Origin of the sequence: Dankookia sp. P2 (genome assembly GCF_050632255.1) — a bacterium.
Classification (GTDB): domain Bacteria; phylum Pseudomonadota; class Alphaproteobacteria; order Acetobacterales; family Acetobacteraceae; genus Paracraurococcus.
Genome location: NZ_CP192581.1, coordinates 5,560,386 through 5,586,213, shown reverse-complemented (window position 1 = coordinate 5,586,213; position 25,828 = coordinate 5,560,386). Strand labels below are relative to the sequence as shown.

Annotated in this window: 28 protein-coding genes and 2 pseudogenes; 15 read left to right on the top strand and 15 right to left on the bottom strand. The window is 73.2% G+C overall.

The features are described from left to right. Nucleotides 1-389: 389 nt before the first annotated feature. The 4 genes from dctP to ACQ86J_RS33170 form a co-directional block, all read right to left on the bottom strand. Nucleotides 390-1,289 (bottom strand): TRAP transporter substrate-binding protein DctP, encoded by a 900-nt coding sequence (gene dctP, locus ACQ86J_RS33185; RefSeq protein ID WP_431268857.1) that lies wholly within the window; start codon nucleotides 1,287-1,289, stop codon nucleotides 390-392. Between the two features lie 162 nt (nucleotides 1,290-1,451). Continuing rightward, on the bottom strand, nucleotides 1,452-1,718 hold the full coding sequence (locus tag ACQ86J_RS33180; protein WP_431268856.1) for a hypothetical protein: 267 nt from the start codon (nucleotides 1,716-1,718) through the stop codon (nucleotides 1,452-1,454). Between the two features lie 62 nt (nucleotides 1,719-1,780). After that, a complete protein-coding gene (locus tag ACQ86J_RS33175; RefSeq protein ID WP_431268855.1) occupies nucleotides 1,781-2,263 on the bottom strand; it encodes a CBS domain-containing protein in 483 nt (160 codons plus the stop codon). Between the two features lie 127 nt (nucleotides 2,264-2,390). Beyond that, entirely contained in the window at nucleotides 2,391-4,175 is a 1,785-nt protein-coding gene (locus ACQ86J_RS33170) for a glucan ABC transporter ATP-binding protein/ permease (RefSeq protein WP_431268854.1), read from the bottom strand. 491 nt (nucleotides 4,176-4,666) lie between these two features. Here ACQ86J_RS33170 and ACQ86J_RS33165 point away from each other — a divergent pair. The 5 genes and pseudogenes from ACQ86J_RS33165 (at nucleotide 4,667) to ACQ86J_RS33145 (ending at nucleotide 9,430) form a co-directional block, all read left to right on the top strand. Then, a pseudogene (locus ACQ86J_RS33165) lies at nucleotides 4,667-5,380 on the top strand (Bug family tripartite tricarboxylate transporter substrate binding protein). A gap of 51 nt (nucleotides 5,381-5,431) precedes the next feature. Then, complete coding sequence (locus ACQ86J_RS33160; RefSeq protein ID WP_431268853.1) at nucleotides 5,432-6,433, top strand: Bug family tripartite tricarboxylate transporter substrate binding protein; 1,002 nt, start codon at nucleotides 5,432-5,434, stop codon at nucleotides 6,431-6,433. After that, nucleotides 6,430-7,419: a Bug family tripartite tricarboxylate transporter substrate binding protein gene (locus ACQ86J_RS33155; RefSeq protein ID WP_431268852.1), complete on the top strand. Its 990-nt coding sequence runs from the start codon at nucleotides 6,430-6,432 to the stop codon at nucleotides 7,417-7,419. The genes ACQ86J_RS33160 and ACQ86J_RS33155 overlap by 4 nt, the downstream gene beginning before the upstream one ends. A gap of 4 nt (nucleotides 7,420-7,423) precedes the next feature. Continuing rightward, on the top strand, nucleotides 7,424-8,404 hold the full coding sequence (locus ACQ86J_RS33150) for a Bug family tripartite tricarboxylate transporter substrate binding protein (RefSeq protein WP_431268851.1): 981 nt from the start codon (nucleotides 7,424-7,426) through the stop codon (nucleotides 8,402-8,404). Nucleotides 8,405-8,449: 45 nt separating this feature from the next. Beyond that, on the top strand, nucleotides 8,450-9,430 hold the full coding sequence (locus ACQ86J_RS33145) for a Bug family tripartite tricarboxylate transporter substrate binding protein (protein ID WP_431268850.1): 981 nt from the start codon (nucleotides 8,450-8,452) through the stop codon (nucleotides 9,428-9,430). On the opposite strand, the gene ACQ86J_RS33140 is transcribed toward ACQ86J_RS33145, so the two are convergent. The 4 genes from ACQ86J_RS33140 to ACQ86J_RS33125 all read right to left on the bottom strand — a co-directional run bounded on the left by ACQ86J_RS33140 (nucleotide 9,366) and on the right by ACQ86J_RS33125 (nucleotide 13,111). Continuing rightward, nucleotides 9,366-10,016: a hypothetical protein gene (locus tag ACQ86J_RS33140; protein WP_431268849.1), complete on the bottom strand. Its 651-nt coding sequence runs from the start codon at nucleotides 10,014-10,016 to the stop codon at nucleotides 9,366-9,368. The two genes, ACQ86J_RS33145 and ACQ86J_RS33140, sit on opposite strands and share 65 nt — an antisense overlap. Continuing rightward, nucleotides 9,938-11,116, bottom strand: coding sequence for an AsmA family protein (locus ACQ86J_RS33135; RefSeq protein ID WP_431268848.1), 1,179 nt, complete (start codon nucleotides 11,114-11,116; stop codon nucleotides 9,938-9,940). Before ACQ86J_RS33135 ends, ACQ86J_RS33140 begins: the two co-directional genes overlap by 79 nt. A 223-nt stretch (nucleotides 11,117-11,339) precedes the next feature. Then, nucleotides 11,340-11,792 carry an aspartate/glutamate racemase family protein gene (locus ACQ86J_RS33130; RefSeq protein WP_431272622.1) on the bottom strand — a complete coding sequence of 151 codons (453 nt, stop codon included), beginning with the start codon at nucleotides 11,790-11,792 and terminating at the stop codon, nucleotides 11,340-11,342. Beyond that, nucleotides 11,789-13,111 carry a TauD/TfdA family dioxygenase gene (locus ACQ86J_RS33125; RefSeq protein ID WP_431268847.1) on the bottom strand — a complete coding sequence of 441 codons (1,323 nt, stop codon included), beginning with the start codon at nucleotides 13,109-13,111 and terminating at the stop codon, nucleotides 11,789-11,791. The genes ACQ86J_RS33130 and ACQ86J_RS33125 overlap by 4 nt, the downstream gene beginning before the upstream one ends. Before the next feature lie 193 nt (nucleotides 13,112-13,304). Here ACQ86J_RS33125 and ACQ86J_RS33120 point away from each other — a divergent pair, with 193 nt between their 5' ends. Then, on the top strand, nucleotides 13,305-14,438 hold the full coding sequence (locus ACQ86J_RS33120; protein ID WP_431268846.1) for a M20/M25/M40 family metallo-hydrolase: 1,134 nt from the start codon (nucleotides 13,305-13,307) through the stop codon (nucleotides 14,436-14,438). Nucleotides 14,439-14,441: 3 nt separating this feature from the next. On the opposite strand, the gene ACQ86J_RS33115 is transcribed toward ACQ86J_RS33120, so the two are convergent. From ACQ86J_RS33115 to ACQ86J_RS33105, 3 genes are all read right to left on the bottom strand, one after another. Then, on the bottom strand, nucleotides 14,442-14,816 hold the full coding sequence (locus ACQ86J_RS33115; protein ID WP_431268845.1) for a 2'-5' RNA ligase family protein: 375 nt from the start codon (nucleotides 14,814-14,816) through the stop codon (nucleotides 14,442-14,444). A gap of 370 nt (nucleotides 14,817-15,186) precedes the next feature. Continuing rightward, the gene (locus ACQ86J_RS33110; protein ID WP_431268844.1) at nucleotides 15,187-15,408 is read right to left on the bottom strand and encodes a hypothetical protein; all 222 of its coding nucleotides are present in this window, start codon (nucleotides 15,406-15,408) and stop codon (nucleotides 15,187-15,189) included. Next, on the bottom strand, nucleotides 15,405-15,584 hold the full coding sequence (locus ACQ86J_RS33105; RefSeq protein WP_431268843.1) for a hypothetical protein: 180 nt from the start codon (nucleotides 15,582-15,584) through the stop codon (nucleotides 15,405-15,407). Before ACQ86J_RS33105 ends, ACQ86J_RS33110 begins: the two co-directional genes overlap by 4 nt. Nucleotides 15,585-15,625: 41 nt before the next feature. On the opposite strand from ACQ86J_RS33105, the gene ACQ86J_RS33100 reads away from it, so the two are divergent. From ACQ86J_RS33100 to ACQ86J_RS33080, 5 genes are read left to right on the top strand one after another with little or no spacing between them, the layout of a single operon-like run. Then, on the top strand, nucleotides 15,626-16,057 hold the full coding sequence (locus tag ACQ86J_RS33100) for a hypothetical protein (protein WP_431268842.1): 432 nt from the start codon (nucleotides 15,626-15,628) through the stop codon (nucleotides 16,055-16,057). Further along, nucleotides 16,042-17,019, top strand: a complete 978-nt coding sequence (locus ACQ86J_RS33095) for a hypothetical protein (RefSeq protein ID WP_431268841.1) — start codon at nucleotides 16,042-16,044, stop codon at nucleotides 17,017-17,019. Before ACQ86J_RS33100 ends, ACQ86J_RS33095 begins: the two co-directional genes overlap by 16 nt. 48 nt (nucleotides 17,020-17,067) lie before the next feature. Then, entirely contained in the window at nucleotides 17,068-17,661 is a 594-nt protein-coding gene (locus ACQ86J_RS33090; protein WP_431268840.1) for a Bug family tripartite tricarboxylate transporter substrate binding protein, read from the top strand. Beyond that, the gene (locus ACQ86J_RS33085; protein ID WP_431272621.1) at nucleotides 17,562-18,032 is read left to right on the top strand and encodes a Bug family tripartite tricarboxylate transporter substrate binding protein; all 471 of its coding nucleotides are present in this window, start codon (nucleotides 17,562-17,564) and stop codon (nucleotides 18,030-18,032) included. The genes ACQ86J_RS33090 and ACQ86J_RS33085 overlap by 100 nt, the downstream gene beginning before the upstream one ends. Further along, entirely contained in the window at nucleotides 18,032-18,706 is a 675-nt protein-coding gene (locus ACQ86J_RS33080) for a DNA-3-methyladenine glycosylase family protein (RefSeq protein ID WP_431268839.1), read from the top strand. The genes ACQ86J_RS33085 and ACQ86J_RS33080 overlap by 1 nt, the downstream gene beginning before the upstream one ends. A gap of 135 nt (nucleotides 18,707-18,841) precedes the next feature. Here the strand turns inward: ACQ86J_RS33080 and ACQ86J_RS33075 are convergent, their stop codons facing one another. After that, nucleotides 18,842-20,242, bottom strand: a complete 1,401-nt coding sequence (locus tag ACQ86J_RS33075) for a dipeptidase (RefSeq protein WP_431268838.1) — start codon at nucleotides 20,240-20,242, stop codon at nucleotides 18,842-18,844. Between the two features lie 102 nt (nucleotides 20,243-20,344). On the opposite strand from ACQ86J_RS33075, the pseudogene ACQ86J_RS33070 reads away from it, so the two are divergent. The 4 genes and pseudogenes from ACQ86J_RS33070 to ACQ86J_RS33055 all read left to right on the top strand — a co-directional run bounded on the left by ACQ86J_RS33070 (nucleotide 20,345) and on the right by ACQ86J_RS33055 (nucleotide 24,046). After that, a pseudogene (locus ACQ86J_RS33070) lies at nucleotides 20,345-21,575 on the top strand (ABC transporter substrate-binding protein). Nucleotides 21,576-21,908: 333 nt separating this feature from the next. Further along, the gene (locus ACQ86J_RS33065; protein ID WP_431268837.1) at nucleotides 21,909-22,145 is read left to right on the top strand and encodes a hypothetical protein; all 237 of its coding nucleotides are present in this window, start codon (nucleotides 21,909-21,911) and stop codon (nucleotides 22,143-22,145) included. After that, complete coding sequence (locus ACQ86J_RS33060; protein WP_431268836.1) at nucleotides 22,082-22,933, top strand: metallophosphoesterase; 852 nt, start codon at nucleotides 22,082-22,084, stop codon at nucleotides 22,931-22,933. The genes ACQ86J_RS33065 and ACQ86J_RS33060 overlap by 64 nt, the downstream gene beginning before the upstream one ends. Before the next feature lie 192 nt (nucleotides 22,934-23,125). Further along, the gene (locus ACQ86J_RS33055) at nucleotides 23,126-24,046 is read left to right on the top strand and encodes a calcium-binding protein (protein WP_431268835.1); all 921 of its coding nucleotides are present in this window, start codon (nucleotides 23,126-23,128) and stop codon (nucleotides 24,044-24,046) included. 15 nt (nucleotides 24,047-24,061) lie between these two features. Here ACQ86J_RS33055 and ACQ86J_RS33050 read toward each other — a convergent pair whose 3' ends face one another. From ACQ86J_RS33050 to ACQ86J_RS33040, 3 genes are all read right to left on the bottom strand, one after another. Next, nucleotides 24,062-24,238 (bottom strand): hypothetical protein, encoded by a 177-nt coding sequence (locus ACQ86J_RS33050; RefSeq protein WP_431268834.1) that lies wholly within the window; start codon nucleotides 24,236-24,238, stop codon nucleotides 24,062-24,064. Between the two features lie 40 nt (nucleotides 24,239-24,278). Next, nucleotides 24,279-24,746: an alpha/beta fold hydrolase gene (locus tag ACQ86J_RS33045; RefSeq protein ID WP_431268833.1), complete on the bottom strand. Its 468-nt coding sequence runs from the start codon at nucleotides 24,744-24,746 to the stop codon at nucleotides 24,279-24,281. A gap of 148 nt (nucleotides 24,747-24,894) precedes the next feature. Beyond that, the gene (locus ACQ86J_RS33040) at nucleotides 24,895-25,695 is read right to left on the bottom strand and encodes a hypothetical protein (RefSeq protein WP_431268832.1); all 801 of its coding nucleotides are present in this window, start codon (nucleotides 25,693-25,695) and stop codon (nucleotides 24,895-24,897) included. Between the last annotated feature and the right edge of the window lie 133 nt (nucleotides 25,696-25,828).

Below are 25,828 nucleotides of genomic sequence, written 5' to 3'. Positions count from 1 at the left end.
AGGGACAGCGCGGCGAGGCCGGCGCCGAGGGCATAGAGGGCGTCGAGAATGCGGCGCATCCGGTCAGGCGCCCCGGCGGGTCGGTGGCATGCGGGGATCCCCTTGGCGAGATTGGCTCAGCGGACGATGCGCTGCGGTGTCGTGGCGGCGCAAGGCCCCCACCCGGCGCTTAAGCCGAGGCGCGGCGGTGCCTGCCGCGGCTTTGGGCAGGCGCTGCCGCCGGAGCGGGCGGCAGCGCCTGCGATCCGCGCCTCGGGCGCGGACGTCGAGGACAGTCGCGCGCGGACGAGGCGGCGATTCACGTCCCGGGCGCGAGCGCCCGGGACGATCGCGCGCGGACCAGGCGGCGATTCACGTCCCAGGCGCGAGCGCCCGGGACGATCGCGGCCTCAGGCAGCCCGCATTGCGTCCACCAGCTTGCGGCCGTCCTCGCCCACCTTGGCGACCCATTCCTCGGCCATGGTGGCGCCGATCTGCTTGAGTTCCGCCAGCACCGCGGGCGGCGCGGTGCCGATGGTGAGGCCCTTCTCCGCCAGCCGCGCCTGGGTCTGGTCCTGCGCCTCCCTGGCATAAGCCCAGCCGCGATCCTCGGCGCGCTTGGCAGCCGCCAGGACGGCGGCCTGGACATCAGCCGGCACGCTCTCCATGGCGCGGCGGGAGACCAGGACGGCGTTCTTGGTCATCGAGAAATTCACCGGGGTGAAGACCTTGCAGTAGTCCCAGGCCGAGGTGTCGACGCCGGTCTGCGCGCTGGTCACCATCGCCGTGGCAATCCCGGTGGCGAAGGCCTGGGCCAGTTCCGCCTGCTGCACCAGCACCGGGCTGGCCTGGATCAGCGCGGCGAAGCGGTTGGTCATCGGGCTGAAGGTGCGGAAGCGGCTGCCCTTGAACACCTCAAGGCTGGTGACCGGCACCTGGGTGTAGAACCCCGCTGCCGGCCAGCCGACGGTATAGAGCAGGGAAACGCCCTGCCGGGCGAAGCGCGCCTCGATATAGGGGCGCTGCAGGCCGGCCAGCTTGCGCGCGCCGTCGAGGTCGGGAGCCAGGAAGGGCAGCGAATCCGCCTCGAAGAAGGGGTCTTCGTTAGAATAGGCGGCCAGCAGGATCTCGCCCGCTGCACCTGGCCGGATTGCACGCCGCGCTTGATCTGCGGCATCGGCAGCAGGGAGGCATTGCTGTGGATGGTCAGCGACAGCCGGCCACCGGTCGCCTGTTCCAGGTCGGCGGCGAACTCCTTGATGTTGCGGGTGTGGAAGTTCCCGTCCGGATAGGGCGTGGCCATCTGCCACTTGATCTGGGCGCCCTGGGCACGGGCGCCGGCGGCGAGGAGAAGCGCGGGCGCCGCGAGCGCGGCGCGGCGGGTGATGGTCATGGTCGGTGCCCCCGGTCGTTGTCCAGCGCGACAGATGCGCGGCCGGGCGCAGCCGGGCAAGCCCCGTGCCGTGGCTGGGCTAGAGCGGCCAGTCCCGCGCCGGGTCCACCCCGGCGCCGCTGAGGAATTTCCGCAGCGCCGCCACTTCCTCCTTCGACAGGCTGTGCTGGGTGTCGTGGAAGCCCTGGGTGTGTCCGTTCAGCTTCACCAGGATCTGGCCATGGCCGCCGTGGCTGACATCGGCGCCCAGTTCCTCGAGCGCCGAGAGCACGTGCTTCGGGTCGATATTGGCGCTGACCGGATGGGCGAAGAGCGCATGCAGGGTCTTGCGGTGGTGATGGTTCATCGGGATGGCTCCGTTGCGGGGTCGCAGCCATGCCACCACGCCCGCCTGGCCGCGTCCTTGCGTCAGGTCAAGATTGCGGCCGCGCCGTCAGGCCTCGCCGCGACCTGCCCTACCCCGCAGCGGTGACATAGGCCTTCTAGCTCCTCGGCCTCCTGCTCCGCCTCCTCGATCCGCGCCTTCACCAGGTCGCCGATGGAGACGAGGCCGGCCAGCCGGTCGCCCTCCAGGACCGGTAGGTGCCGCACCCGCTTCTGGGTCATCAGCCCGAGCGCCTGGATCACCAGCGTCTGCGGCGTCACCGTCACCAGGTCGCGGGTCATGAACTGCTCCGCCTTCAGCCCGGTGGTTCCGGGGCCATGCGCCGCCATGCCGCGGACGATGTCGCGTTCCGAGATGATGCCGAGCATGGCACCCGCGGCGTCGCGCACCAGCGCCGCGCCGATGCGGTGCTCGCCCAGCGTGCGGGCGACGGTCAGGACGGTGTCCTCGGGCCGGACCGAGACGATCTCGGTCCCCTTCCCCTTCAGGATCGAGCCAATGATCATGCGCCAACCTCCCCGGATCCCGGCGGGGCTGCCCCCGCGGGACCTAACGGAGGCTGCGCCACGTGGCTGCGCGGTTGCAAGAAAAACACATGCTGCAACCGCACCCGCAATGGTTGGGGCGCGGCGGCTACTCCGCCGCCTTCACCGCGGCAGCCGCCGGCTCGGAGGTGTTGAGCTGGGTCCGCACCAGTTCGGCGAAGCGGCCGCCCAGGCGTACCAGCTCGTCGAAGCTGCCGCGCTCGGCGATCTGGCCGGACTCGAAGACCATGATCTCGTCGGCATCGCGCACGGTGGAGAGGCGGTGGGCGATGATGAAGGTGGTGCGGCCCGCCATCAGCGCCTTCAGTGCCTTCTGCACCCGCGCCTCGGTCGCGGCGTCGAGGGCGCTGGTTGCCTCGTCGAGGATGAGGATCGGCGGGTCCTTCAGCAGGGCGCGGGCGATCGCCAATCGCTGCCGCTGGCCGCCCGACAGGCTCGCGCCACGCTCGCCGACCATGGTGTCGTAGCCGCGCGGCTGGCGGGTGATGAAGTCGTGCGCCTCGGCCATGCGGCAGGCCCGTTCGATCTCCTCCTGCCTCGCGCCGGGGCGGCCGACCAGCAGGTTGTCCCGGATGGTGCGGTTGAACAGCATGCTTTCCTGGAAGACGACGCCGATATTCTGCCGCAGGCTGTCGATGGTGATGTCGCGCAGGTCGTGCCCGTCGATGGTGACGCGGCCGCCGACCGGGTCCCACAGGCGCTGCAGCAGCGCCATGGCGGTGGACTTGCCGGCGCCGGTCTGGCCGACCAGCGCCAGGGTCCGTCCGGGGGCGGCGCGGAAGCTGACCTCGGACAGGATGCGCGGCCCGCCGGGATAGGCGAAGGAGACATTCTCGAAGGCGACCTCGCCCTCAACGCGGTCGAGCGGCATCGCGCCAGGCTTCTCCGGCACGCTGGTCTCGGCGTCCATCACCTCGAAGAACTGGGCGATGGCGGGCGCCTGGAACACGAGGCGGGAGACGAAGGCGACGGCGGCTTCCAGCTTGCCGATGACCAGGTTGGCGAAGCCCATGAAGCTGACGATCTCGCCGACCGTGGCCATGCCTTCCAGGTGCAGGTAGGTGCCGAGCATGAAGATCGAGATGGTCGTGATGGTGCTGGCGGCGCGCGTCAGCACCGAGACCAGCGCCCACCAATTCAGCACGGGGAACTGGTGGTCCAGCACCTGGCGGACGATGTCGCCGAACATCCGGGCTTCGCTGTTCAGCCGGGTGAAGGCCTGCACCACCACCACGTTGGACAGCGCATCCTGCGCATTGCCGGCCAGCTGGGTCTGGAAGCGTTCGACCTGGCCCTGCGCCGTCTCGGTCTTCTGGATGATGATCGCCGTCAGCACCGAGAAGACCGCGACCAGCACGACCAGCAGCAGGCCGAGCCGCCAGTTCATCGCCAGGGTCAGCGGCATCAGGACCAGGGCGGCGATGAAGGTCGACATGTGGTCGCGGAAGAAGCTGAGCCACATGCTGAACAGGTTGTCCGACCCCGACAGCATCACCTTCATCAGCCGGCCGGACTGCACGTCGCCGTGGAAGGACAGCGGCAGGGACAGCACGTGCTGGAAGAACCGCCCCATCGCCAGCAGGCGGTTGCGGTGCGCCATGCGGTCCGCGAGCAGCGAGACGGCGACATTGGCGCCGATGCCGGAAAGCCCCACCGCGGCCCAGAGCGCCAGCAGCGTCAGGGCCTCGTTCCACACCGCCTCATGCGTCATGTAGACGGCGCGCGTCAGCACATCGACCACCCGGCCGAACAGCACAGGCTCGAGGAAGAGCAGCCCCGCCATGGCGATGTTCGCCACGGTCATGCCGATCGCCACCCAGCGATCCCGGCGCAGCAGGCCGAGCACCCGTCCATACAGTCTGAGTAAGTGCATCAGGCGGCGCCCCTGTTTCCCCCGGAGAGTGCCATGCAAACCAGGCACGGCGCATCGGGGGCACGTCGCGCGCCGGCGTACAGGCCGCAGGCTCCCCTGGGCAAGCCTTGCCAGGCAGGGGCTCGTTGCGGCAGGAACTGCAGGTGATCGGCCGACGGGGACAGGAGTTCCCCGCGGTTGCGGGGGAAGGTCACCATGCCGGAATTGTCGCCAGTGGCGAAGATGTGTAGGCGCCGCAGCCTCCTCGGCGGCGGCGCTGGCCGGCGTGGCGGCAGGCCCTGGCGAGGCCCGGGCGGATCCATGGCCCGGCCGCCCGGTCCGCCTCATCGTCCCCTTCCCGCCCGGCGGCGCCACCGACCTGCTGGCCCGGGTGCTGGCGGAACGGCTCGGCGCCCGGCTCGGCCAGGGCGTGGTGGTCGAGAACCGCGGCGGCGCGGCCGGCGTGATCGCCGCCGAGCTTCGCCTCCCGCGCCGAGCCGGACGGCTACACGCTGTTCTTCGCCTCGATCGGCACCGCCTCGATCAACCCCGGCCTGCATGCGAAGCTGAGCTACCGGCCGGAGGACCTGCTGCCGGTCGCGCTCTTCGCCGACCTGCCGAACGTGATCGTGGTGCGCGGCGACAGCCATTGGAAGACGCTGGCCGACATGCTGGCGGAAGCGAGGGCCAGGCCGGGGCGCTGGCCTATTCCTCCTCGGGCAGCGGCAGCAGCCTGCATTTGTCGGGTGAGATGCTGAAGGCGGATGCCGGGGTCGACATCCTGCACGTCCCCTTCCCGCGGCGGCGCCGACACCGCCAACCAGCTGATGGGCGGTCGGATCGATGTCGGGGTCAACAACCTGCCATCGGTCATCACCCTGCTGCGCGGCGGGCAGCTGCGGGCGCTGGCGGTGACCAGCCCGGACCGCTCCCCGGCGCTGCCGGAGGTGCCGACGGTCGCCGAGAGCGGCCTCCCCGGCCTGGCCAGCTATGCCGCCACGGCCTGGTTCGGCCTGCAGGTGCCGCGCGGCACGCCGGCCGCGATCATCGAGCGGCTGAACGCGGAGGTGAACGCCATCTGCGCCGAGCCGCAGGCGCGCGAGCGAGTCGAGCAGCTCGGCGCCCGGATGCGCGGCGGCAGCGTTGCCGCATCCAACGCTTACATCACGGCCGAGCGCGAGAAATGGGCGGCGGTGATCCGCCGTTCCGGCGCGAAGGTGGATTGAACCGCCGCGCCTGCCAATATGCCGAGACATCTCCGGGAGAAACACCAAGCCATGCTCACCCGCCGTGCCACGCTGGCCGCCACCGCCGGCCTGCTCACATCTGCCGCCATTGGGCCCGCCTTCGCCCAGACCGCCACCTGGCCGACCCGCACCATCCGCCTGATCGTCCCCTTCACCCCGGCCGGGACCACCGACATCGTCGCCCGCATCCTGGCCCAGCGGCTGAGCGAGCGGCTCGGCCAGACCGTAATCATCGAGAACCGCCCCGGCGCCGGCGGCAATGTCGGCTCTGACTACGTCGTGAAGGTGGAGCCTGACGGCTACACCTTCCTGATGTGCACCATTTCCTCCGGCGCCATCAACTACAGCCTCTATGGCAGCAAGATGCCCTACAAGCCCGACGACCTGATCGATGTCGGGCTGATGACCCAGGTGCCGAACCTGATCTTCGTCACCAACGAGCTGCCGGTGAAGACGCTGGCCGAGCTCGTGGCCTATGCGAAGAAGAATCCGGGGAAGCTGAATTTCGGCAGCTCGGGCATCGGCACGTCGCTGCACATGACCGGCGAGCTGCTGAAGACCGAGGCCGGCATCGACCTGCTGCACGTGCCCTTCCGCGGCGCCGGGCCGATGCTGCAGGAGGTGATCGCCGGCCGGATCGAGGTGGCGGTGGACAACCTGCCCTCGGTCATCGGCCATATCCGCGACGGCAGGCTGCGGCCGCTGGCGATCACCGCCGCGGCCCGCAGCGCCGCGCTGCCGGATGTTCCGACCACCGCCGAGGCGGGCTTCCCCGGCGTGCAGGCCACCGCCTGGTTCGGCGTCCAGGCTCCGCTGAAGACGCCGCAGCAGATCATCGACCGGCTCGGCGCCGAAATCGACGCGGTGATGAAGGAGCCGGAGACCCGCGCCAAGGTCGCCGACCTGGGCGGCCTGCCGCCGGGCCTGACGCCGGATGGCGGCACCACCCCGGCCGCCTTCCACGCCTTCGTCCGCAGCGAGATCGCCAAATGGGCGAAGGTGGTGAAGCAATCCGGGGCGACCGCCGAATGAGGCTGCATCGCCGTGCCCTGGTCGCGGCGCCGCTGCTGGCGGCGCCCGGCCTGGCGCAGGCGGAGGAGGCCTGGCCCGCCAGGCCGATCCGCCTCGTCATCCCCTTCACCCCGGCCGGCACCACCGACCTGACCGGGCGGCTGGCGGCGGAACGGCTCGGCGCCCGGCTCGGCCAGCCGGTGGTGGTCGAGAACCGGCCCGGCGCCGGCGGCAATGTCGGCGCCGAGTTCGTCGCCAAGGCGGACCCCGACGGCACCACCCTGCTGCTGACCACGATCGGCACCGGCGCCATCAACTTCGCCGTCTATGGCGATCGGATGCCCTACAAGCCCGCCGATCTCGCCGCGGTCGGTCTGCTGACCCGCGTGCCCAACGTGCTGATGGTGCCGCCCGGCTCCCCGGCGCGGACGGTGGCGGAGCTGGTGGCGCTGGCCAAGGCGCGGCCGGGCGGGATCAACTATGGCACCGCCGGCATCGGCTCCTCCCCGCATGTCTCCATGGAGCTGTTCGGCCTGGAGACGAAGGCACCGCTGACCCATGTGCCCTATCGCGGCAGCGCGCCGATGCTGACCGAGCTGATGGCCGGGCGGGTGTATGTCGGGATGGACAACATCCCCTCCTCCCTCGGCTTTTGCCGCGACGGCCAGCTGCGGGCGCTGGCCACCACCGGCGCGCGGCGCAGCGCCGTGCTGCCCGAGGTCCCGACCATGCGGGAGGCCGGGATTTCGGGATTCGAGGCGACGGCCTGGTTTGGCCTGCTCGCCCCCGCGGGGCTGCCGAAGCCGGTCCTTGCCCGGCTGGGGCGGGAGGTGGATGCGGTCGCCCGCGACCCGGCCTTCCGCGCCCGCATGGCGGAGCTCGGTGCCGACCCGCCCGGGCTGACGCCCGACGGCGGCAGCACGCCGGAGGCCTTCGAGGCCTTCCTCGCGGCCGAGCGCGGCCGCTGGGCGGATGTCGTCCGCCGCAGCGGCGCCAAGGTGGAATAGCCGGATGCGCCGCCGCCACCTGCTCGCCGCCCCCGCCCTGCTGCCAGGCCTGGCCCGGGCGCAATCGCCCTGGCCGAGCCGGCCGATCCGCCTGGTCGCCGGCTTCCCGCCCGCCGGCACCACCGACATCGCCGCAAGGCTGATCGCCGAGCGGCTGGCGCCCCGGCTCGGCCAGCCCGTGGCGGTCGAGAACCGGCCCGGCGCCACCGGCAACATCGCCGCCGACCAGGTCGCCCGGGCCGAGCCGGACGGCTATACCCTGCACGCCACCAATGTCGGCACTGGCAGCATCAACTACACGCTGTTCGGCCCGCGCATGCCGGTGAAGCCCGAGGATTTCGTCGAGCTCGGCCTGCTGATGCGGGTGCCGAACGTGCTCTTCGTGCATCCCTCCGTCCCCGCGCACGCGCTGGCCGAGTTCATCACCCTGGCGAAGGCGAAGCCGGGGGTGCTGAACTACGGCTCGGCCGGCAGCGGCGGCAGCCCGCACATGACCATGGAGCTGTTCAAGGTTCGCGCCGGCATCGCGGTCTCGCACGTGCCCTTCCGCGGCGCCGGGCCGATGCTGGTGGAGGCTGTCGCGGGGCGGCTTGACGCCGGCTGCGACAACATCCCCTCCTGCATCGGCCATGTCCGCGACGGGCGGCTGCGGGCGCTGGCGGTCACCGGGGCGCAGCGCTCGCCCGCCCTGCCGGAGGTGCCGACGGTGGCCGAGAGCGCCGTGCCGGGCTTCGAGGCGACCTCCTGGTTCGGCGTGCAGGGCCCAGCCCGGCTGCCGCCGCCCATCGTCGCCCGGCTGGGCGAGGCGATCGACGCCGGCACGAAGGATCCCGCCTACCGCGCCCGGCTGACCGAGCTTGGCGCCGACCCGCCCAACCTGACGCCGGATGGCGGCACCAGCCCGGAGGCCTTCGCGGCCTTCGTCCGGGCCGAGATCGCCAAATGGGCCGAGGTCGTACGGATTTCGGGGGCGACGGTGGACTGACCCCCGCCTTGCCTGTCCGGCTGGCGGGGCGTAACCCGCCGCCGCATGAGCATCACCCGCCGCGCCATCCTGGCCGCCGCCCCATTCCTCGCCGCGCCCGCCCTGGCCCAATCCCCCTGGCCCAGCCGGCCGATGCGGCTGATCGTGCCCTTCCAGGCCGGCGGCGCGACCGACGTCACCGCCCGCGTCATCGCCGAACGGCTGGGCGAGCTGCTCGGCCAGCCGATGGTTGTGGACAACCGCGCCGGGGCCGGCGGCAACATCGGCGCCGATGCTGTCGCCAAGGCCGAGCCCGACGGCCATACGCTGCTGATGGGCACCATCGGCACCGCCAGCATCAACCAGTTCCTCTATGCGAAGATGCCCTTCGACCCGCAAAAGGACCTGGCGCCGGTCGCGCTGGTGAACGAGGTGGCGAACGGCGTCATCGTCGATGCCAAGGTCCCGGCGCAGAGCCTGGCCGAGCTGATCGCCCTGGCCAAGGGCGACCCGGGCGGGCTGAACTACGGCACGCCGGGCAACGGCACCTCCGGCCATCTCTGCGGGGAGCTGCTGAAGTACCGCGCCGGCATCGACCTGCAGCACGTGCCCTATCGCGGCACCGGCGGCGTCATCCCGGAGATCCTGGCGGGCCGGCTGCAGGTCGCCATCGACAACCTGCCGGCCTACCTGCCGCACCTGAAGTCGGGCGCCCTGCGGCTGCTGGCGGTCACCTCGAAGGACCGCTGGTTCACCGCGCCCGAGGTGCCGACCGTCGCCGAGGCCGGCGCCACGCTCGGCTTGAAGGGCTTCGAGGCGGTGGCCTGGTTCGGCCTGCAGGCGCCGTCGAGGACGCCGAAGCCGGTGGTCGAGTCCGTCGCCCGCGCCACGCTCCAGGCGTTGTCCGAGGCCCCGGTGCAGGCGAAGCTGAAGGAGATCGGCAGCGCGCCTCGGCCGCTCGGGCCGGAGGAATTCGGCCGCTTCATCGCCTCCGAGAACGCGAAGTGGTCCGAGGTGGTGAAGCTCTCGGGGGCGAAGCTGGAGTAGCCGCGGCCTGATAGCAGGGGTTCGCCCTGGCGAAGTCGCGCAGCCGGGCCGGCAGCGGCGCGACGTTGTCCGCCGCCGCCAGCCGCGCCCGGCCATCGGCCGACCAGCGCGCCGGGCGGATGCTGGGCGAGGCGAAGCTGCCGGAGACCCGCACCGGGATGTCGAGCGCCCAGAAATCCGTGGTGCTGCGGACGCTGCCGGCGACCAGGTCCACCTGCCGGCGGTTCAGGTCGAAGCTGGCAGTGCCGGCGATGGTGCCCTCGGCCGAGCGGATGCGGAGCGGCGCGACCTCCCCCACCCCGGCGCGCATCTCCAGCATCCCGAGCAAACATGACACCGGCGTGGTGCCCTGGGCGCTGCGGAACAGCAGGCGCAGGTCGATCGAGGCGGTCTCGATCACCTCCCGCGCGATGCGGCCACCCTGCATGGCGACCACGGCCGAGACCCGCGCGCCGGCCGCGGCGGCGTTCAGCGTCGCGCCCTCCGCCGCCATCGCCACCCAGCCGTTCAGCCGGCCGGACAGCGGCAGGTCGCGCAGTCCGAAGGCGCGGCGCATGGTGTCGAGGTCGCCATCCAGCAGCCGCACCTCGGCGGCGACGGCGCCGCCCTCCCCCTGCGGTCCACCTGGCCCGAGGCGACCACCCGGGCGCCGCTGGTGGTCAGGCCGAAGCTCTCCACCGCGATGCGGCCCGGCATCAGAGACCCCTCGAAGACCACGTCGCGCGCCTGCAGCTTCGAATAGACCAGCTCCTCGATGCTGAGCTTCGCCGCCACCAGCGGGTCAGGCGCGGCGCTGACGGTCAGCGGCAGGTCGGCCTCCGCCGCGCCGGCGCGCTTGCCGGCCGCGAGCCGCCTGTTGAGGTCGAGCCGGCCGAAGCCGAGGTCGATGGCGACGGCATCGGGCCTGCCGGTCTGGCCCTCGGTGAACTGCGCCAGGCGCACCGTCACCGCTTCCCCCGCCAGGTGGCCCTTGGCCGCCGAGAGGCGCCAGACATCGCCGTGCCGCTCGAGCCGGCCGGCGAGTTCGAGCGAGGCGTCGAGCTCGACATCGGACGCCCCGGCGAGCGCCAGGATCGCCGCCGGCGTCGGCGCCCGGAGCACCGCGTTGCCGTCGGCGCCATCGACGTCGAGCGGGTCCGTCATGGTGCCTTCAAAGGCCAGCGTCGTGTCGCCCGAGGCGAGGTGCAGCCTGGTGCCGAAGGGGCGCGCCGCGTCGCGCAGCATGGCGATCGGCTCGAGCGTCGCCGCGAGCGCGACGGGCACGTCGTTGTAGGTCCCGGCGGCGCGCAGCAGCAGCGGCGCCTGGTCGCCCTCGGCGCGGATCGTCGCATCCTGCAGGCGCGTCGTCAGCACATGGCCGCTGCTGGTGCGGAACAGCAGCGCGCTGTCGCGGAGCGTGGCGTCGAGCAAGGTCGGCAGGCCGGAGCGGTCCTCCGGCCCCTCGCGCGCCGGCTTCGGCGCGCCGAAGCGCCAATTGCGGGTGCGGTCGGCGGTGCGTTCCAGCAGCACCGAGAGGCCGTCCACCACGACGGCGCGCAGCACCGGCGGGCCATGCAGCAGGGAAGCCAGCTCGACCTCGGCGCTGGCACGCCCGAGCTCGACCATCTCGGGCCGGCTGCCGCCCTCGAGATTGGCGATGCGCAGGCCGGCGACCTCGATCCGCAGCCAGCGGCCGGGAGTCAGCATGCAGCGAGCCGATCGTCACGCGGCGGCCGAGCGCGGCCTCGGCGCGCGCCGCGGCGAAGCCGGCGAGGTCGAGGCGGCCGAGCAGCAGCAGGCCACCCGCGGCCAGCACGGCGAGCAGCGCGACCAGCGCGGCCAGCCCGAGGAAAACACGGCGAATCACACGGCAACTCCGGACCGGCGCTTGCGCATCGACCTTGGCCTCGCCCGCCGGGAAAGGCCAGTCTCAGCCGCCGCGCAGCAGCGCCGCCAGGGCCGGGTCGATGCCGACCATCTCCCGCCCGCGCGGGGCTGCGTAGCTGCCGGCGGTCGGCTTCGGCGGCTTCAGCGCCACCAGCATCTCCAGCAGCTTGACGCCGCAGGCGATGCCGTCGAGCAGCGGCACCTGCGCCTTCCGCTGCAGCCGCGGCCCCATGCCGGCCAGCGCGGCGCCGCCCAGCACCACCGTATCGGCGCCTTCCGCCACCACCTCGGCGATGGCGGCATCCATCAGCACGGCGACCGCCTCCGGGTCGCGCACCGCATCCTGCGGCGTCAGCGCGATGCCGCGCAGCCCGGCCAGGCGCGCGGCGAGGCCATGCTGGGCGATGCGCTCGCGGTAGACATCGGTGCTGCCCATGGTCACCAGACCGAAGCGGCCGCCGAGCAGGCAGGCGGCGAAGCAGGCGGCCTCGGTCATCCCGACCACCGGGCAGGGCAGCAGCTGCCGCGCCCCTCCAGCGCGGTGTCGTGCGAGACCGCAAGCAGCACGCCGTCCACCTGTCCCGCATGTTCCGCCAGGAGCGAGAGCAGCCCATGCGCGGCGATGGCGCTCTCGGCCCGCGTCGCGATCACCGCCGGGCCGAAGCGCGGCGTGGCCGGGACGATCTCGGTGCCCGGGGCCGCGGCGCCGCGCGCCGAGGCGGCGCAGAGCTCGGTGATCGCCTCGGTCGTGTTCGCATTCGCCACCAGCAAGCGCATCGTCGTCGGTCCCATCCAGGCCGGGCCTCGGGCGGCCCGGGATTTCGCATCCGCCGGCGGCTTTGGCGACCGCAGGCCGCAACGGATCGCCGCCGGGCGTGAATCCGGCCCTGCCGCGGCGCGATGTCGCCGCGGCCAGGCGCGGCCGTGCGCCCTCAGCCGCCGACCAGCCCATGCGCGGCGGCCACCCCGCCGCGCGGCGCGCCGGCCGCAGTGGTGCCGAAGACCGCGCCGAAGCTCTCGGGCAGCGCGCGCGAGCCGGGCGTCGAGAGCCAGAGCCGCAGCAATCTCGCGCGAGGCCTCGTCCGCCGCCGGCGCCGCCCCCGCGACCACCTGCTTCCAGACCAGATGCGGGTTGAGGAAAAGGATGTCGCCCGCATGCAGCGCGAGCGACAGGGCCTGGCCCGGCGCGGCGGCGGCCGCATCGAGCGCGGCGAGCGCCGCCTGCTGCGCCGGCTCCAGCGCCGCCTCCTGCATCGCCTCGCGGTCGTAGCGGCCGACGAAGCTGCCGCTGCTGGTGCTGAAGACCGGCAGCAGCAGGGCCTCGCCGCCACCGTTGCGATGCGGCAGCCCGCCATGCAGGGCGGCCAGCGCGGCGCGGTCGGCCTTCAGCAGCGCATTGTGCAGGGCGGGCGCCGAAACCAGCGTGACCCGCCCGCCAGCGCGCGGCTGGCGCAGGCAGAGCAGCGCCACGGCATCCGCCGGATCGGCATGGAAGCGGACCGGCTCATCCATTTCGGCGCCCGGCCCGGCCAGCCGGCCGACCAGCGCGCCCGCACTGTCCTGCGGCAGGGCGGTGCCGAGATGCACGCCGAGCACCAGCAGCGCCGCCTCGATCGCCGGGCCGCCGATGCGGGCAAGGTCGAGGCCGCGCAGCAGCACGAAGCCGCGGCCATGCTCCAGCCGTTCAGCCACCTCGCGCAGCACCGGTGCCAGCCGCGGCAGCACGGCGTCGGCCGGCCCGGCCGGAGCGCGCCCGGCGAGCGCGATCAGCGCCAGTTCCAGCTCCGCCATCGCCCCGGCGCCGATCGGCACCATCCAGTCGGCCGGGCTGAGGGTGGCACCGGTCCAGACCGACGGGCCGGCCTGGGGGGTGAGGCGGGGGATGGGTTCATGTTTGGCATCCTAGCAGCCGGCGGGCGGGCGAAGGGAAGCCGCGCCGCCTGCCTCGCCCCCCTTGTCGCCTTCGCCGCCACGGGAGAGGCTTGGCCCGACCAGCCCGGAGAGCCCCATGGACGCCCCCGCCCTCGACCTGCCCTTCGACGCCGAGGCGATGATCCCCGGCCTGCGCACCTGGGTCGAATGCGAAAGCCCGACCTTCGATGCGGTGGCGGTGAACCGCATGATGGCGATCGCCGCCCGCGACCTGGCGCTGCTCGGCGCCCGGGTCGAGACCATCCCCGGCCGCATGGGCCTCGGCGACTGCGTCCGCGCCACCTTCCCTCACCCGAACGCGCAGGCGCCCGGCATCCTGGTGATGGGCCACATGGACACCGTGCACCCGGTCGGCACGCTGGAGCCCCTGCCCTTCCGCCGCGAGGGGAACCGGCTCTACGGCCCCGGGGTCTACGACATGAAGGGCGGCAACTACATCGCCATCGAGGCGATCCGCCAGCTGATCAAGGCCGGGATCACGACGAGCCGGCCGGTCACCGTGCTGCTGACCAGCGACGAGGAGATCGGCAGCCCGAGCACGCGCGACCTGATCGAGGCCGAGGCCGCGCGGCACGCCGTGGTGCTGGTGCCGGAGCCGGCGCGGCCGGATGGCGGCGTCGTCACCGGCCGCTACGCCATCGCCCGCTTTAACCTGCGCACCACCGGCAAGCCGAGCCATGCCGGGGCGCGGCTGGCGGATGGACGCAGCGCGATCCGCGAGATGTGCCGCCAGGTCGTGGCGATCGAGGCGCTGACCACCGATGACGTGACCTACTCGATCGGCGTCATCCATGGCGGAGAGTGGGTGAACTGCGTCGCCACCTATTGCGATGCCGAGAGCCTGTCGATGGCCAAGCGGCAGGCCGACCTCGACGCCGCGGTCGAGAAGATGCTGTCGCTGCGGCCGACCGGCAACGACGTGCAACTGACCGTGACCCGCGGCGTGACCCGCCCGGTCTGGGAGCCGGACGAACGCGGCCTGGCGCTGTATGGCACCGCGCGCCGCGTGGCGCAGGCGATCGGCTTCGACATCGCCCACCAGAGCGCCGGCGGCGGCTCGGACGGCAACTTCACCGGCGCGATGGGCATCCCGACGCTGGACGGGCTCGGCGTTCAGGGCGCCGGCGGGCATACGCTGGAGGAGCACCTGCTGCTCGACAGCCTGGTCCCCCGCGCGAAGCTGCTGGCCGGGCTGCTGCAGGTGGCGTGAGGCTCAGACGATGACCTCGCGCGGATAGGCCTCGGCGGTGAAGGGAATGCGCTCCACCGCCTCCCATGGCCCGCCGCGGTAGCGCCAGAGCAGCAGCGTCTCGGCCTGCGCCTCGCGCGGCGTGGGCATCAGCGCCTCGAGGCTGAGCAGCAGCGCCCTGGCCTGGTCCGGCGAGACCTTGTTCTGCACCGTCGCATGCGGCCGCCAGCGCTGCCGGTCCTGCGCGGTTAGCCAGGGGCGCCAGCGTTCCGCCAGCCGCTCGCGCAGCGCTGCCACCACCGGCGCGCCGATCTCGAGCGCCACGCCACGGCCGAGCGAGCGGGCCGGACCGACCCGGACCCGCGAGGGCGGCAGCACCGCGGCCTCGCTGGCCAGCACCGCCTGGATCTCCGCCGCATGCTCCCCGGCAGGGCGTGGAACAGCGTGACATGCGCCGGCACCAGGTTGCGCGCCGGCGGGAAATGCGCCCGGCGCATCGATTCCAGCCAGGCCTGCATCTCGGCATCCAGGCCGAGGGTCAGGATCAGCGGCGCGCTGTCGTCGTCCATGCGGGTCCTTGCGGCGCCGCCCGGCCGCGGCGCATCCGCACCCGCTATGTCTCCCGGGCAGGGGCAAGGCAAGTCACCCTTCAGCCATGCGCCGGGATCGCGGCCGGCACGCCGCGCCCCGGCTTGCCGCATGCGGGGGCTGCCGCAGCCTCAGGCGCATGCGACAGCGAAGGCCGATTCCGGGACGGGCGGGGCGCGGTTCAGCCGCCGGCCAGCGCCGCCTCCAGCGGGGCGGCATCGAAGCCGAAATCGGCATAGCCGCGCCGCAGCCGCTCGACATATTCGGGTGCCGGTGGGCCGGGGCGGTGGACCATCTCCAGGTAGATCCAGGCACGCCTCCCATCCGGCAGCCCGATCTGCCGCCGCGCATAGGTATGCGGCCCTTCGTATCGGTCGAGCGATTCGAGATGCGCGGGCGTCACCCGCCAGAGGCCGACCGGGCAGCTGGCCGCCGGGTCGGGCTCGACCAGGGCGAATTCCGCACCGTCAGCCGCCAACCGGGCAGCAGGACCGCGGAATCGACGGCGGCGCCGGGGCAGCGCAACTGCATCTGCGCGTGCCAGAGATTGCTGCCATAGGCGGCGTAGAGGTCGATCATCGGCGGCGACCCTCCCCCGCCGCGCCGGGCGGCGCAAGCCGTTGACGCTGCTGCTCCAGGCGCTGCCGCTGGTCCTGCTGCTCGGCCTGCTCGGCAGTGGCCGGGCCAGCCCGATCGGCGCCTGCCTCGTCGCGCTGCTGGCGGCGCTGCCGGCGGTGCTGGCCGCGCTGCCCGATGCCGCCGCGCTGCCCGGATTCCTGGCGGAGCAGGCGGCGCGCGGCCTCTTCCTCGGGCTGCAGCCGGTGGCGGTCGTCGCCGGCGGGCTGCTGTTCCACGCCGCGGCGACGCGGGAGGCCGAGGCCGCGCCGCTCGCCCCCAGCCCGGCCAGGGTCTTCGCCGCCACCCTGCCGATGGGCGTCTTCCTCGAGAGTTGCACCGGCTTCGCGGTGGGGACGGTCTTCGCCCTCTCGGCACTGCGGCGGATGGGGATCGGCGGCGCGGCGGCGGGGCGCTCGCCTTGCAGGCGCTGGTGATGGTGCCCTGGGGCGGGCTGGGCCCCGGCACCGCGCTCGGGGCCGCGCTCACCGGCCTCCCGGCGCAGGCGCTGTCGATGGCCGCCGCCTGGGCGACCGCGGCCTGGCTGCTGCTGCTGGCGCCGCTGCTCTGGTCGCTGCAGGCGCGGGCCGGCCTGCCGGTGCCGGGGCGGGAGCGCGTCGCGCAGGTCGCCATGCTGGCGACGCTGGCCGGGCTGCTGCTGGCCTGCGCCGCCTGGGCGCCCTTCGAGCTTGCCGGGATCCTGGCCTCCGGCCCGGTGATGCTCTGGGCCTTGTGGCGGGCCGACCCGCCGCGCGACCCAGGCGCCGCGCTCGGCCGGGCGGCGCCCTACCTGCTGCTGCTGGCCTGCCTTCTGGCGGCGCGGCTCTGGCCCGGCGCGCCAGCCTGGCACCCCTTCCCCGACTATCCCGGCCTGCCCCTCACCCATGTCGCCGTCGTGCTCTGGCTGGTCGCGGCGGGGCTGCTGCTGACCCGGGCGGACGGCCAGGCCCGGGCACGTGCGGCCCTGCTGCGGGCAAGGCGGCCGGCGGTGGCCCTGCTGCTCTATGTCCTGCTCGGCCGGCTGCTGGCCGGCAGCGGCGCCGCCGCGGGTCTGGCCGAAGCGGCGGCCGCGGCGCTCGGCCCGCTCGCGCCGCTGGCCGTCGCGCCGATCGCGCTGCTCTCGGGCGTGGTGACGGGCAGCAATGTCGGCTCCAATGCCGCGTTGATGCCGGTGCAGGCGGCGCTGGGTGCCGCCGCTGGCCTGCCGCCAATACTCGCCCCGGCGGTCCAGAACTTCGCTGGCGCCGCCAGCGTGCAGGCCAGCCTCGGCGTCACCGCCCTGGTCTGCGGCCTGCTGGCGGACGGCACGCGGCCGGCGCAGCTCTGGCGGCTGCTGGCGCCCTCCCTGCTGATCGTGCTCGGCCTCGGCTGGGCCGGGACGCTGCTGTTGCTGCGCTAGACGGCGCTTGCTACGCCGCGGGTAACGTCCAGGCAGGAAATAACCCCGATGCATACCCGCCGCGCCACCCTCGGCGCCGCCGCCGCCGCGCTGCTTGCCGCCCCTGCCCTGGCCCAGGCGCCCTTCCCCGACCGGCCGCTGCGCCTCGTCGTCTCCTACCCGCCGGGCGGCGTCACCGACATCGTCGGCCGCATCCTGGCCGAGCCGCTCGGCCAGCGCCTCGGCCAGCCGGTGATCGTCGAGAACCGTGCCGGCGCCGGCGGCAATATCGGCGCCCAGGCGGCGAGCGCGGCGGAGCCGGACGGCTACACGCTGCTGGTCGGCACCGCCGCGATGTACGGCGTGAACCCGCTGCTCTATGCGAAATCCGGCGTCGACCTGCAGCGCGACTTCCTGCCGCTCGGCACGATCAACGACATGGCGAACGTGCTGTCCGTCAATCCGAAGCGGCTCGACGTCGGCTCGGTGAAGAAGCTCGTGGCACGCGGGAAGAAGGGCGGGCTGGTCTTCGCCTCGGTCGGCAACGGCAGCTCCTCGCATCTCTGCGCCGCGCTGCTGCAGCGCCTCGGCGGCTTCGAGGCGACGCACGTTCCCTATCGCGGCTCCTCCCCGCAGTCGCGGCGCTGCTGGCGGCCGAGGTAGACTTCCTGTTCGACACCACGGCGACCTCGACCCAGCAGATCCGCGCCGGGACCTTCCGGGGCCTGGGCGTCAGCACCGCCACGCGCGCCTCGGCGCTGCCTGAGGTGCCGACCATCGCCGAGGCCGGCATCGCGGGCTACGCGGTCTCGGTCTGGAACACGCTGCTGGTGCATCGCCGCGCGCCGGAGCCGGTCGTGGCGCGGCTTCGCCAGGCCTTCGCCGAGGCGATGGACGCGGCCACCCAGGCCAAGCTGCGCGCCGCCTATGTCGATCCGCTGCTGGTGCCGCCGGCCGAACTCGAGGCCTGGCTGGAGCGCGAGCAGTCCGCCTGGCTGCGGATGTCGCGCGATGCCGGCGTGACGGTGGACTGATGGTCGAGCTTGTCGGCACCGGCGCCCCGCCGGCGAAGACCGGGCCCTGGGCCAAGGCGGAACGCCACCTGCGCCGCGACCCGGTGCTGAAGAAGGTCATCAAGACTATCGGCCCCTGCACGCTGGAGGCGGTGGAGCGCGAGCCCTACGAGGCGCTGGTCCGCGCCATCGCCCACCAGCAGGTGCATGGCCGCGCGGCGGAGGCGATCCTCGGCCGCTTCCTGGCGCACCATCCCGGCCATGACTTTCCGCCGCCCGAGGCGGTGCTGGCGATGGAGGTCGAGGTCATGCGTGCCTGCGGCTTCTCCGGCTCGAAGGTCGCCGCCATCCGCGACATCGCCGAGAAGGCGGCCGGCGGCCTGGTGCCGACGCGGGCGGGCTGCGCGCGGCTGGACGACGCGGCGCTGATCGAGCGGCTGGTGGCGATCCGCGGCGTCGGCCGCTGGACGGTGGAGATGCTGCTGATCTTCACCCTCGGCCGTCCCGACATCCTGCCGGTCGACGATTTCGGCGTGCGCGAGGGCTGGAAGGTCGCGGCGGGCCTCGACGAACAACCGAAGCCCAAGGCGCTGGCGGCGATCGGCGAGGCCTGGGCGCCCTGGCGCAGCATCGCCGCCTGGTACCTGTGGCGGGCGGCGGATGCGGCGAAGCGGAGCACATTCAAGCCGCAGTAAAGGCCGGGGAGAAAGTATTCTCCCCGAACCCCTCATCTATTTCTCTGAGTCTGGCACCCGCCGCGCGGCGGCATCCAACCTACAAAGGGGAAGGGTGGGGTTCGGGGAGGAATACCCTTTCCCTCCCCGACCTTCCTACGCCGGGAGCACCGCCGCGAGCACCCGCGCATAGTTCCCGCCCAGGATCTTCGCCGCGTCCACCGCCGAGAAGCCTTGCGCCAGCAGCGCCTCGGCCAGCGCCGGCGTCTCCCGGTAGTCGCCGAAGGCAGGGGTGCCGAGCAGCCCCAGCATGTCGCTGCCGATGCCGACATGGTCGATACCGATCGCATCCACCATGCGGGCGATCGACAACGCGTAGTTCCGCAAGGTCGGCGCCTCCGCCCCGACCAGCGGCCAGACCCCGACCACCCCGCCCGTCCCGGCGACCAGCCGCGCATGCTCCGGCGTCACCCAACGACTGCGAAGCGAAGGCCGGCCGGACAGCCCGGTATGCGACAGCACCAGCGGCCGCGTCGTCACCTCCGCCGCGCGCCTGACCAGCCAGAAGGTGCCATGCGCGACATCGACCACCACGCCGCGCCGGTTGCAGTCGCGCACGACCTCGGCGCCGAACTCCGTCAGCCCCTCATGCACCGGCGCTGCGGTCTGGATGTCGCCCAGCTCGTTCACCCGGTAATGCACCAGCTGCAGATGGCGCAGCCGGTGCAGGCGGCAGGCCTCCTCCAGCCGCTCCAGCCGCCCTTCAAGCCAGTCGGCGCCTTCCGAGGCGACGACGACCGCGGGGCCGGCCTCCGGCGCCAGCGCGGCGCGCAGCCCGGCCTGGTCGGCGACGACCGAGAGGCCCTGGCGCGAGACCAGCGATTCGAGCCGGGCGAAGGCCGCCTTCGAGTGGTCGTAGAGCTCGCCCGGCGCCGGCGCGCGATAGGCTTCGATCCGCCGGTCCGCCGTGACGGTGGTGGTCGGCGTGTCGGCCACCATGGCCAGCGCGATCAGTCGCATCCCACCCTCGCGCATCGGCACCGCCACGGGCTCGAGCGGCCGCAGCTGGACGCGGGGCAGGATGACCCTGCCGGCATGGCTGTGCAGGTCCATCGGCCTCGCTTCCGCCACCAGGGCGCGGGCCGCGGCCGAGGGCCCCGCGGCATCGGCACAGCCAGCGGTGGCGGCGGCGCAGAGCAGCGGCACCGCACCCAGCAGCGCGCGGCGCCGTAGCCAGGGCGCGGCAGCGCGGCCGGCCAGGGGCCGGGCATCGCGGATCCGCCAGCGCCAGCCGGCGGGGTCGTCTGCCGGCAGCGGCTGCCAGAGGCCGGCGATGCGGTGCGGCCCGGGGCCGGAAGGCGCGGCGCCGGCGAAGATCACCTCGACCGTCGTCGCCGGGTCCGGCCAGCAACCGGCGCAGCAGGCGGCCTCCGGCAGCAGCAGGGCATAGCCGGGCGGCATGGCGTCGGCAGCGAAAGCGGCGCCTTCGATTTCTACCGCCACGCCGGCGGTGGGCAGGCCACGCCTCAGCGCCAACGCGCCCCAGTCGAGTTGCATGCGCTGTTTCTCCACCGTTCGATCCTGCGCCCGGATGGTTCCCAATTCCAGGCCGCTCCCGCATGCTCGGCGGCAGAACAACAAGCCGTCCGGAGATCGTCCATGCAGCCACTCCTCACCCGCCGCGCGCTAGTCGGCGGCGCCGGCCTCGCCGCCCTGCCGGCTGGACGCGGGCGCGCGCAATCCGCGCCGGTGATCCGCATCGGCGTGCTGTCCGACTTCTCCGGCCCCTACCGCGACTGGTCGGGCCCGACCACGCTGGCCTGCGTGCAGCAGGCGGTGGCGGAGGCGATGGCGGCCCATCCCGGCCTCAAGGTCGAGATCGTCCAGGCCGACCACCAGAACAAGACCGATGTCGGGGCCAACACCGTCCGCCAGTGGTTCGACCAGCGCGGCGTGGACGCGGTGGTGGATGCCAACAACTCTGCGGTCGGGTTGGCGGTGGCCGGGGTGGCGAAGGAGAAGGACAAGGTCTTCCTCGCCTCCGGCGCCTCCACCGCCGCGCTGACCGGGGCGCAGTGCACGCCGAACACGGTGCACTGGACCTACGACACCTACATGCTGGCCAAGGCGACCAGCCAGGCCATGGTGAAGGAGCGGCGGGGACAGCTGGTTCTTCATCACCGCCGACTATGCCTTCGGCCACATGATCGAAGGCCAGGCGACGCAGTTCATCAGCCAGGCCGGCGGCAAGGTGCTCGGCGCGGTGCGCTACCCCTTCCCGCAGACCACCGACTTCTCCGCGCAGTTGCTGCAGGCGCAGGCCAGCGGCGCCAAGGTGCTGGGTCTGGCGAATGCCGGGACGGATACGGTGAACTCGGTTAAGCAGGCGCAGGAATTCGGCCTGCCGAAGCGCGGCATGAAGGTGGCGCTGATGCTCGCCTACCTGACCGACATCCACACCATGGGCCTGCCCGTGGCGCAGGGCCTGCGGTTGACCGAGAGCTTCTACTGGGACCTGAACGACCGGACGCGCGCCTTCTGGGGCCGCATGAAGGGCAAGACCGGCGCCTTCTGCCCGAACCAGATGAATGCCGGCGGCTATGCCGCCACCCTGCACTACCTGAAGGCCTGCGCCGACATGGGCGCGGCCCAGGCGAAGCTCAGCGGCCGCGACACCGTGGCGCGGATGAAGGCGATGCCGACCGACGACGACTGCTTCGGCCGGGGCAGCATCCGCGCCGACGGCCGCAAGCTGCACCCCGCCTACCTGTTCGAGGTGAAGCGGCCGGAGGACTCGAAGCAGCCCTTCGACTACTACCGGCTGGTCGCCACCACCCCGCCGGAGGAAGCCTTCCGGCCTTTGGCCGAAGGCGGATGCGTGCTGGCCTGAGGGCGCCGCGGCGAGCCATGCGGCGAAGGTATCCCAGGCAGGCCGCCGCCGCAGCACCGGCTGCCGCTTTCCGTAGCCCTGCCCCGGCGTCTCCTGTAGAAGGCGGACGGCCCCGGGCACCCGGTCTGGCCGAATTCGTTCCATTCGGATTCCGGCAGCAGACCGCGGTGCATATGGGGACCCCGACCCGGGACGCGGCGCCAAGGCCGCCCCGGGCGGGAATCGGCAGTTCGCCCAACCGCGATGCGTCACCACCCCGGCCAGGCCCGGCGTGGCGCGAAGCTTGCCAGCCTGGATGGCAAGCGATGCGGACAGGGCCAGGCGGGGTTTGGCATGGACGGTGATGTGGCGGCCTTCGCTCGCGGATTGCGCGAGCCTGCGGCGCGGGGACCCGGCGGGACGGGCTGGCGGGCGCGGCTGAAGCGGCGGACCCTGCTGCGCTCGGCCGGCGGGGCCGGCGCGCTCGGCCTCGGCCTCGGCGGCTATGCCTTCGGCTATGAGCCAGGGTGCGGCTGCGCGTCGTCGAGCACCACCTCTCCCCCGCTGGCTGGCCGGCCGACCTGCCGCTGAGCATCGCGCTCGTCGCCGACCCGCATTGCGGCGGGCCGCACACCACGCTGGCGCGCCTCGGCCGGGCCGTTGCCCTGACCAATGCGCTGCGGCCGGACCTGATGGTGCTGCTCGGCGACTATCTCGCGGACCACCGCTTCGTCACCAGTCGGCCCAGCTTCCGCGAGGTGGCCGAGGTGCTGGCGGGGCTGCAGGCGCCGCTCGGCGTGCATGCGATCCTCGGCAACCACGACTGGTGGGAGGATGCGGCGACCCAGCGGGGGGCCGAGGGCCTGCCCGCCGCGGCGGCGGATTTCGCCGCGGCCGGCCTGCCGGTCATGCACAACGAGGCGCGCCGACTGGTGCATGGCGGCCGGCCGATCTGGCTCGGCGGCCTCGGCAGCCAGTGGGCCTATCGCGAGCGGCGCGGCGCCTATCGCGGTGCCGACGACCTGGCGGCGACGCTCGGTGCCTTCACCGACGAGGCGCCGGCGATCCTGCTGGCGCATGAGCCGGACATCTTCCCCGCCGTGCCCGGCCGGGTGGCGGTGACGCTGTCGGGGCATACCCATGGCGGCCAGGTGCGGATCGGCGGCTACTCGCCCATCGTGCCGAGCCGCTTCGGCAACCGCTACGCCTATGGCGCGATCGAGGAGGCCGGGCGGCACCTGGTGGTCTCGGCCGGAATCGGCAATTCGATGCTGCCGGTGCGCCTCGGCATGCCGCCGGAGGTGACCATGGTGCGGCTGGGCGGCACGCCGCCGAAGGACCAGCCGATGGCCCGGGCGCCGGCCGACCTGGCGGCCTGACGCGGGGCGGCATCCGCCGGGGGACCGGCCGCACCGCAATCGCGCAGCCGTGCGATCCCCGCAGTTTAGATGGGTCTAATCTAGCGCCTCTGCACAGGCTGCACGAGGCCGCGAGGATGGTCACCCCGCTGACCGGCACCCCTGGACCCGATCTCGCTGGCGGGCACGGACGGGCCCGATCTCATCCGCGGCTTGGCCGGCGCCGATACCGCCGAGGGTCTCGGCGGCGCCGACCTGCTGCTCGGCGGCCGCGGCGCCGACCTCCTCTTCGGCGAGACGCAAAGCTTCCTCAGCCCCTTCCTGCCCGAAGGCGGCAACGACACCTTGCTGGGCGGCGCGGGCGACGACACGCTGTTCGGCGGGCAGCTGCTGTTCGCGGGCGCGCGCGGCGACGGCGACAACCTGCTCCTGGGCGGCCCCGGCGACGACCGCCTGGTCGGCGGCTGGGGAGCCGATACGGTGCTCGGCGGCGCAGGCGACGACGTCATCCTTGGCGCCGGGTCGGCCGGCGGGCTGCCCTTCCGGGGCGCCGAGCTGGCGGCGCGGGCCGACGGGCCCGACCTTCTGCTGGGCGGGGCCGGACGGGACTCGATCGACGGCGGGTCCGGCGCGGACACGATCCTCGGCGGCGTCGGCGCGGATACGCTCCATGGCAACCTCGGCGCCGACCAGCTCACCGGCGGGCCGGGGGCGGACCGCTTCGTCTTCCGGCCGGTGCTGCTGCCCATGGCCAATTCGCTGCTCGATACCGGAAGCGGCGAAGGCGCGCGGGACCTGATCCTGGATTTCCAACAGGGCCGCGACGTTATCGACCTGACCGGCTACGACTCGCCCGAGCGCTTCGCCTTCGCCCGCCAGCAGGCGCTGCCGGTGAACCTGCCCGAGCCGGTCTTCCTCGGCCAGGATGCCTTCACCGCCAGCTTCGCGCTCCAGGTGCGGACCGAGATCCTGGCGAATGGCAACACGCTGGTGCAATCTGCGACGCCCTTCGGGCCGCTTCCGCCGGCGGCGGATGTGGTGCCCGTGGTCCCGGCCGGGCCGACCGGGGAGATCGAGCTTGCCGGCGCGGTCTGCCTCACCGCCCGGGATTTCCTGCTGGACTACCTGCTGTAGGCGGGCCCCGGCGGGTCACCGCGCCGCTAGGAAAGGCTCCAGCAGCCCGAGGAAGCCCTGCGGGTTCTCCGCATGGATCCAGTGCCCGGACCCCGCCACCGTGCCGAATTCGGCGCGCGGGAACAGCGCCAGGATGCGCGCGTGGTAGGCCGGGCGGACGTAGTCCGACCGCTCCCCGTTCAGCACCAGCACCGGGCCTTCGTAGCGCGCGGCGAAGTCGGGAAGCCCTCGATCACCGGCATCGCCGCGGCGATCTCCTCCAGGCCGAGGCGCCAGCCTGGCGCCCCTCCCCGAAGCGCAGATTCTGCAGCAGGAAGGTGCGGATGCCTGGCTCGGGGATCGCCAAGCCGAGGGCTGCATCGGCGTCCCGCCGGGTCAGGCCGGGCCGCAGCGGCACCGCCTGCATCGCCGCGACATAGCCGCGCAGCGCCGGCGGGTAGGTGACCGGGGCGATGTCGGCGACGACCAGACGCTCGACCCGCTCGGGCCGCTCGAGCGCCAGCGCCATCGCCACCTTGCCGCCCATGGAGTGACCGAGCACCGCGGCCGGAGCGGCGCCGAGCGATGCCAGCGTCTCCGCCACATCGGCCGCCATCGCCGGGTAGTCCATGGCGCCGGCGCGGCCGGAGGACCCGTGGTTGCGGAGATCCAGCGCGATCACCCGCCGCCGCGCCGCGAGCCGCTTCTGGATGGCCCCCAATTGCCCGCCGCGCCGAAAAGCCCGTGCAGCAGCACCAGCGGCGGCCCCTCGCCCAGCTCGACCGCGTTCAGCCGCATCGCCCCTGCCCTCCTCTGCTGCCCCAGCCTATCGCGCAGACCGCCTCCTGCCCAAGGCGGGGCGGGCGCGGTCAGCGGCCGGCGGCAGCCGCGGCGGGCGGGCCGACGGCTCGGGCGCGCGGGACGGGGCGACGAGGTTCGCCATCTGAGTCGGGTGGAAGCAGCTCAGCGAGCCAATGCCGTTCGGCCCGTACTGCACATAGGGCTGGCCCGGCCCCTGCTGCCGCAGCAGGGGCGCCGGGATCGGGATGCAGCGGAAGCAGGCCGTCCCATCGATCGGGTCGCGCCAGCGCTGCACCATCGTATCCTTCCAGGCTGCCGGTCCCAAGGGCGAGGCAGATCGCTTTGCTCGCCACCGCGCTCCCGCCGGGCACGGTGGCCTGCGCGCCGCTGGCCCGGGCCTGGTTGCCGCCGGCGAAGGCGGCGCCGCCCGAGGCGGCCGCGGCGGACCCGACGGCCACGGCCTGCAGGCCGGAGGCGCCGGCGACGAGGCCGAGCGCGAGGTTGCCGGTCGAAGGGCTGACCACGCCGGCGAGCAGCGACCGCACGTCACCGACGGTGGCGGCATTCGAAGTGCTGCCCAGCCAGGAGGCGAGATTCGTGATGGCGCCCTTGTTGGCGTTGATCCCGCCGGTGACGGAGAGGCCGTTGCCGGCCTGGAGCGTGCCGGCAATGGTGCTGTTGCCTGCGACGGCGCTGTCGCCGTTCACCGTCACGCCGCCGTTCCGCGTGCTGCCGCCCTGCACCGTGAGCCTGCCGTTCAGTAAGGTCGCGCCGGTGACGAGAGGTCCCGCTGGTGACGGCGAGGCCGTGGCGATGACCGAGCCGCCGTTCATCGTCGTGATGCCCTGCACGAGCAGGGATGACTTCATCGCCACGCTGCCGTCGAAAGTGTTGTCCGCGGCCCGCGCCGGCCCCCAGGCCCGGCTGCCAGTGCCGATGCCCGGACAGCAACAGGTTGCGATACCGAATGCCCGAGATGGATGTCTTCCCCGAGTCCATGAC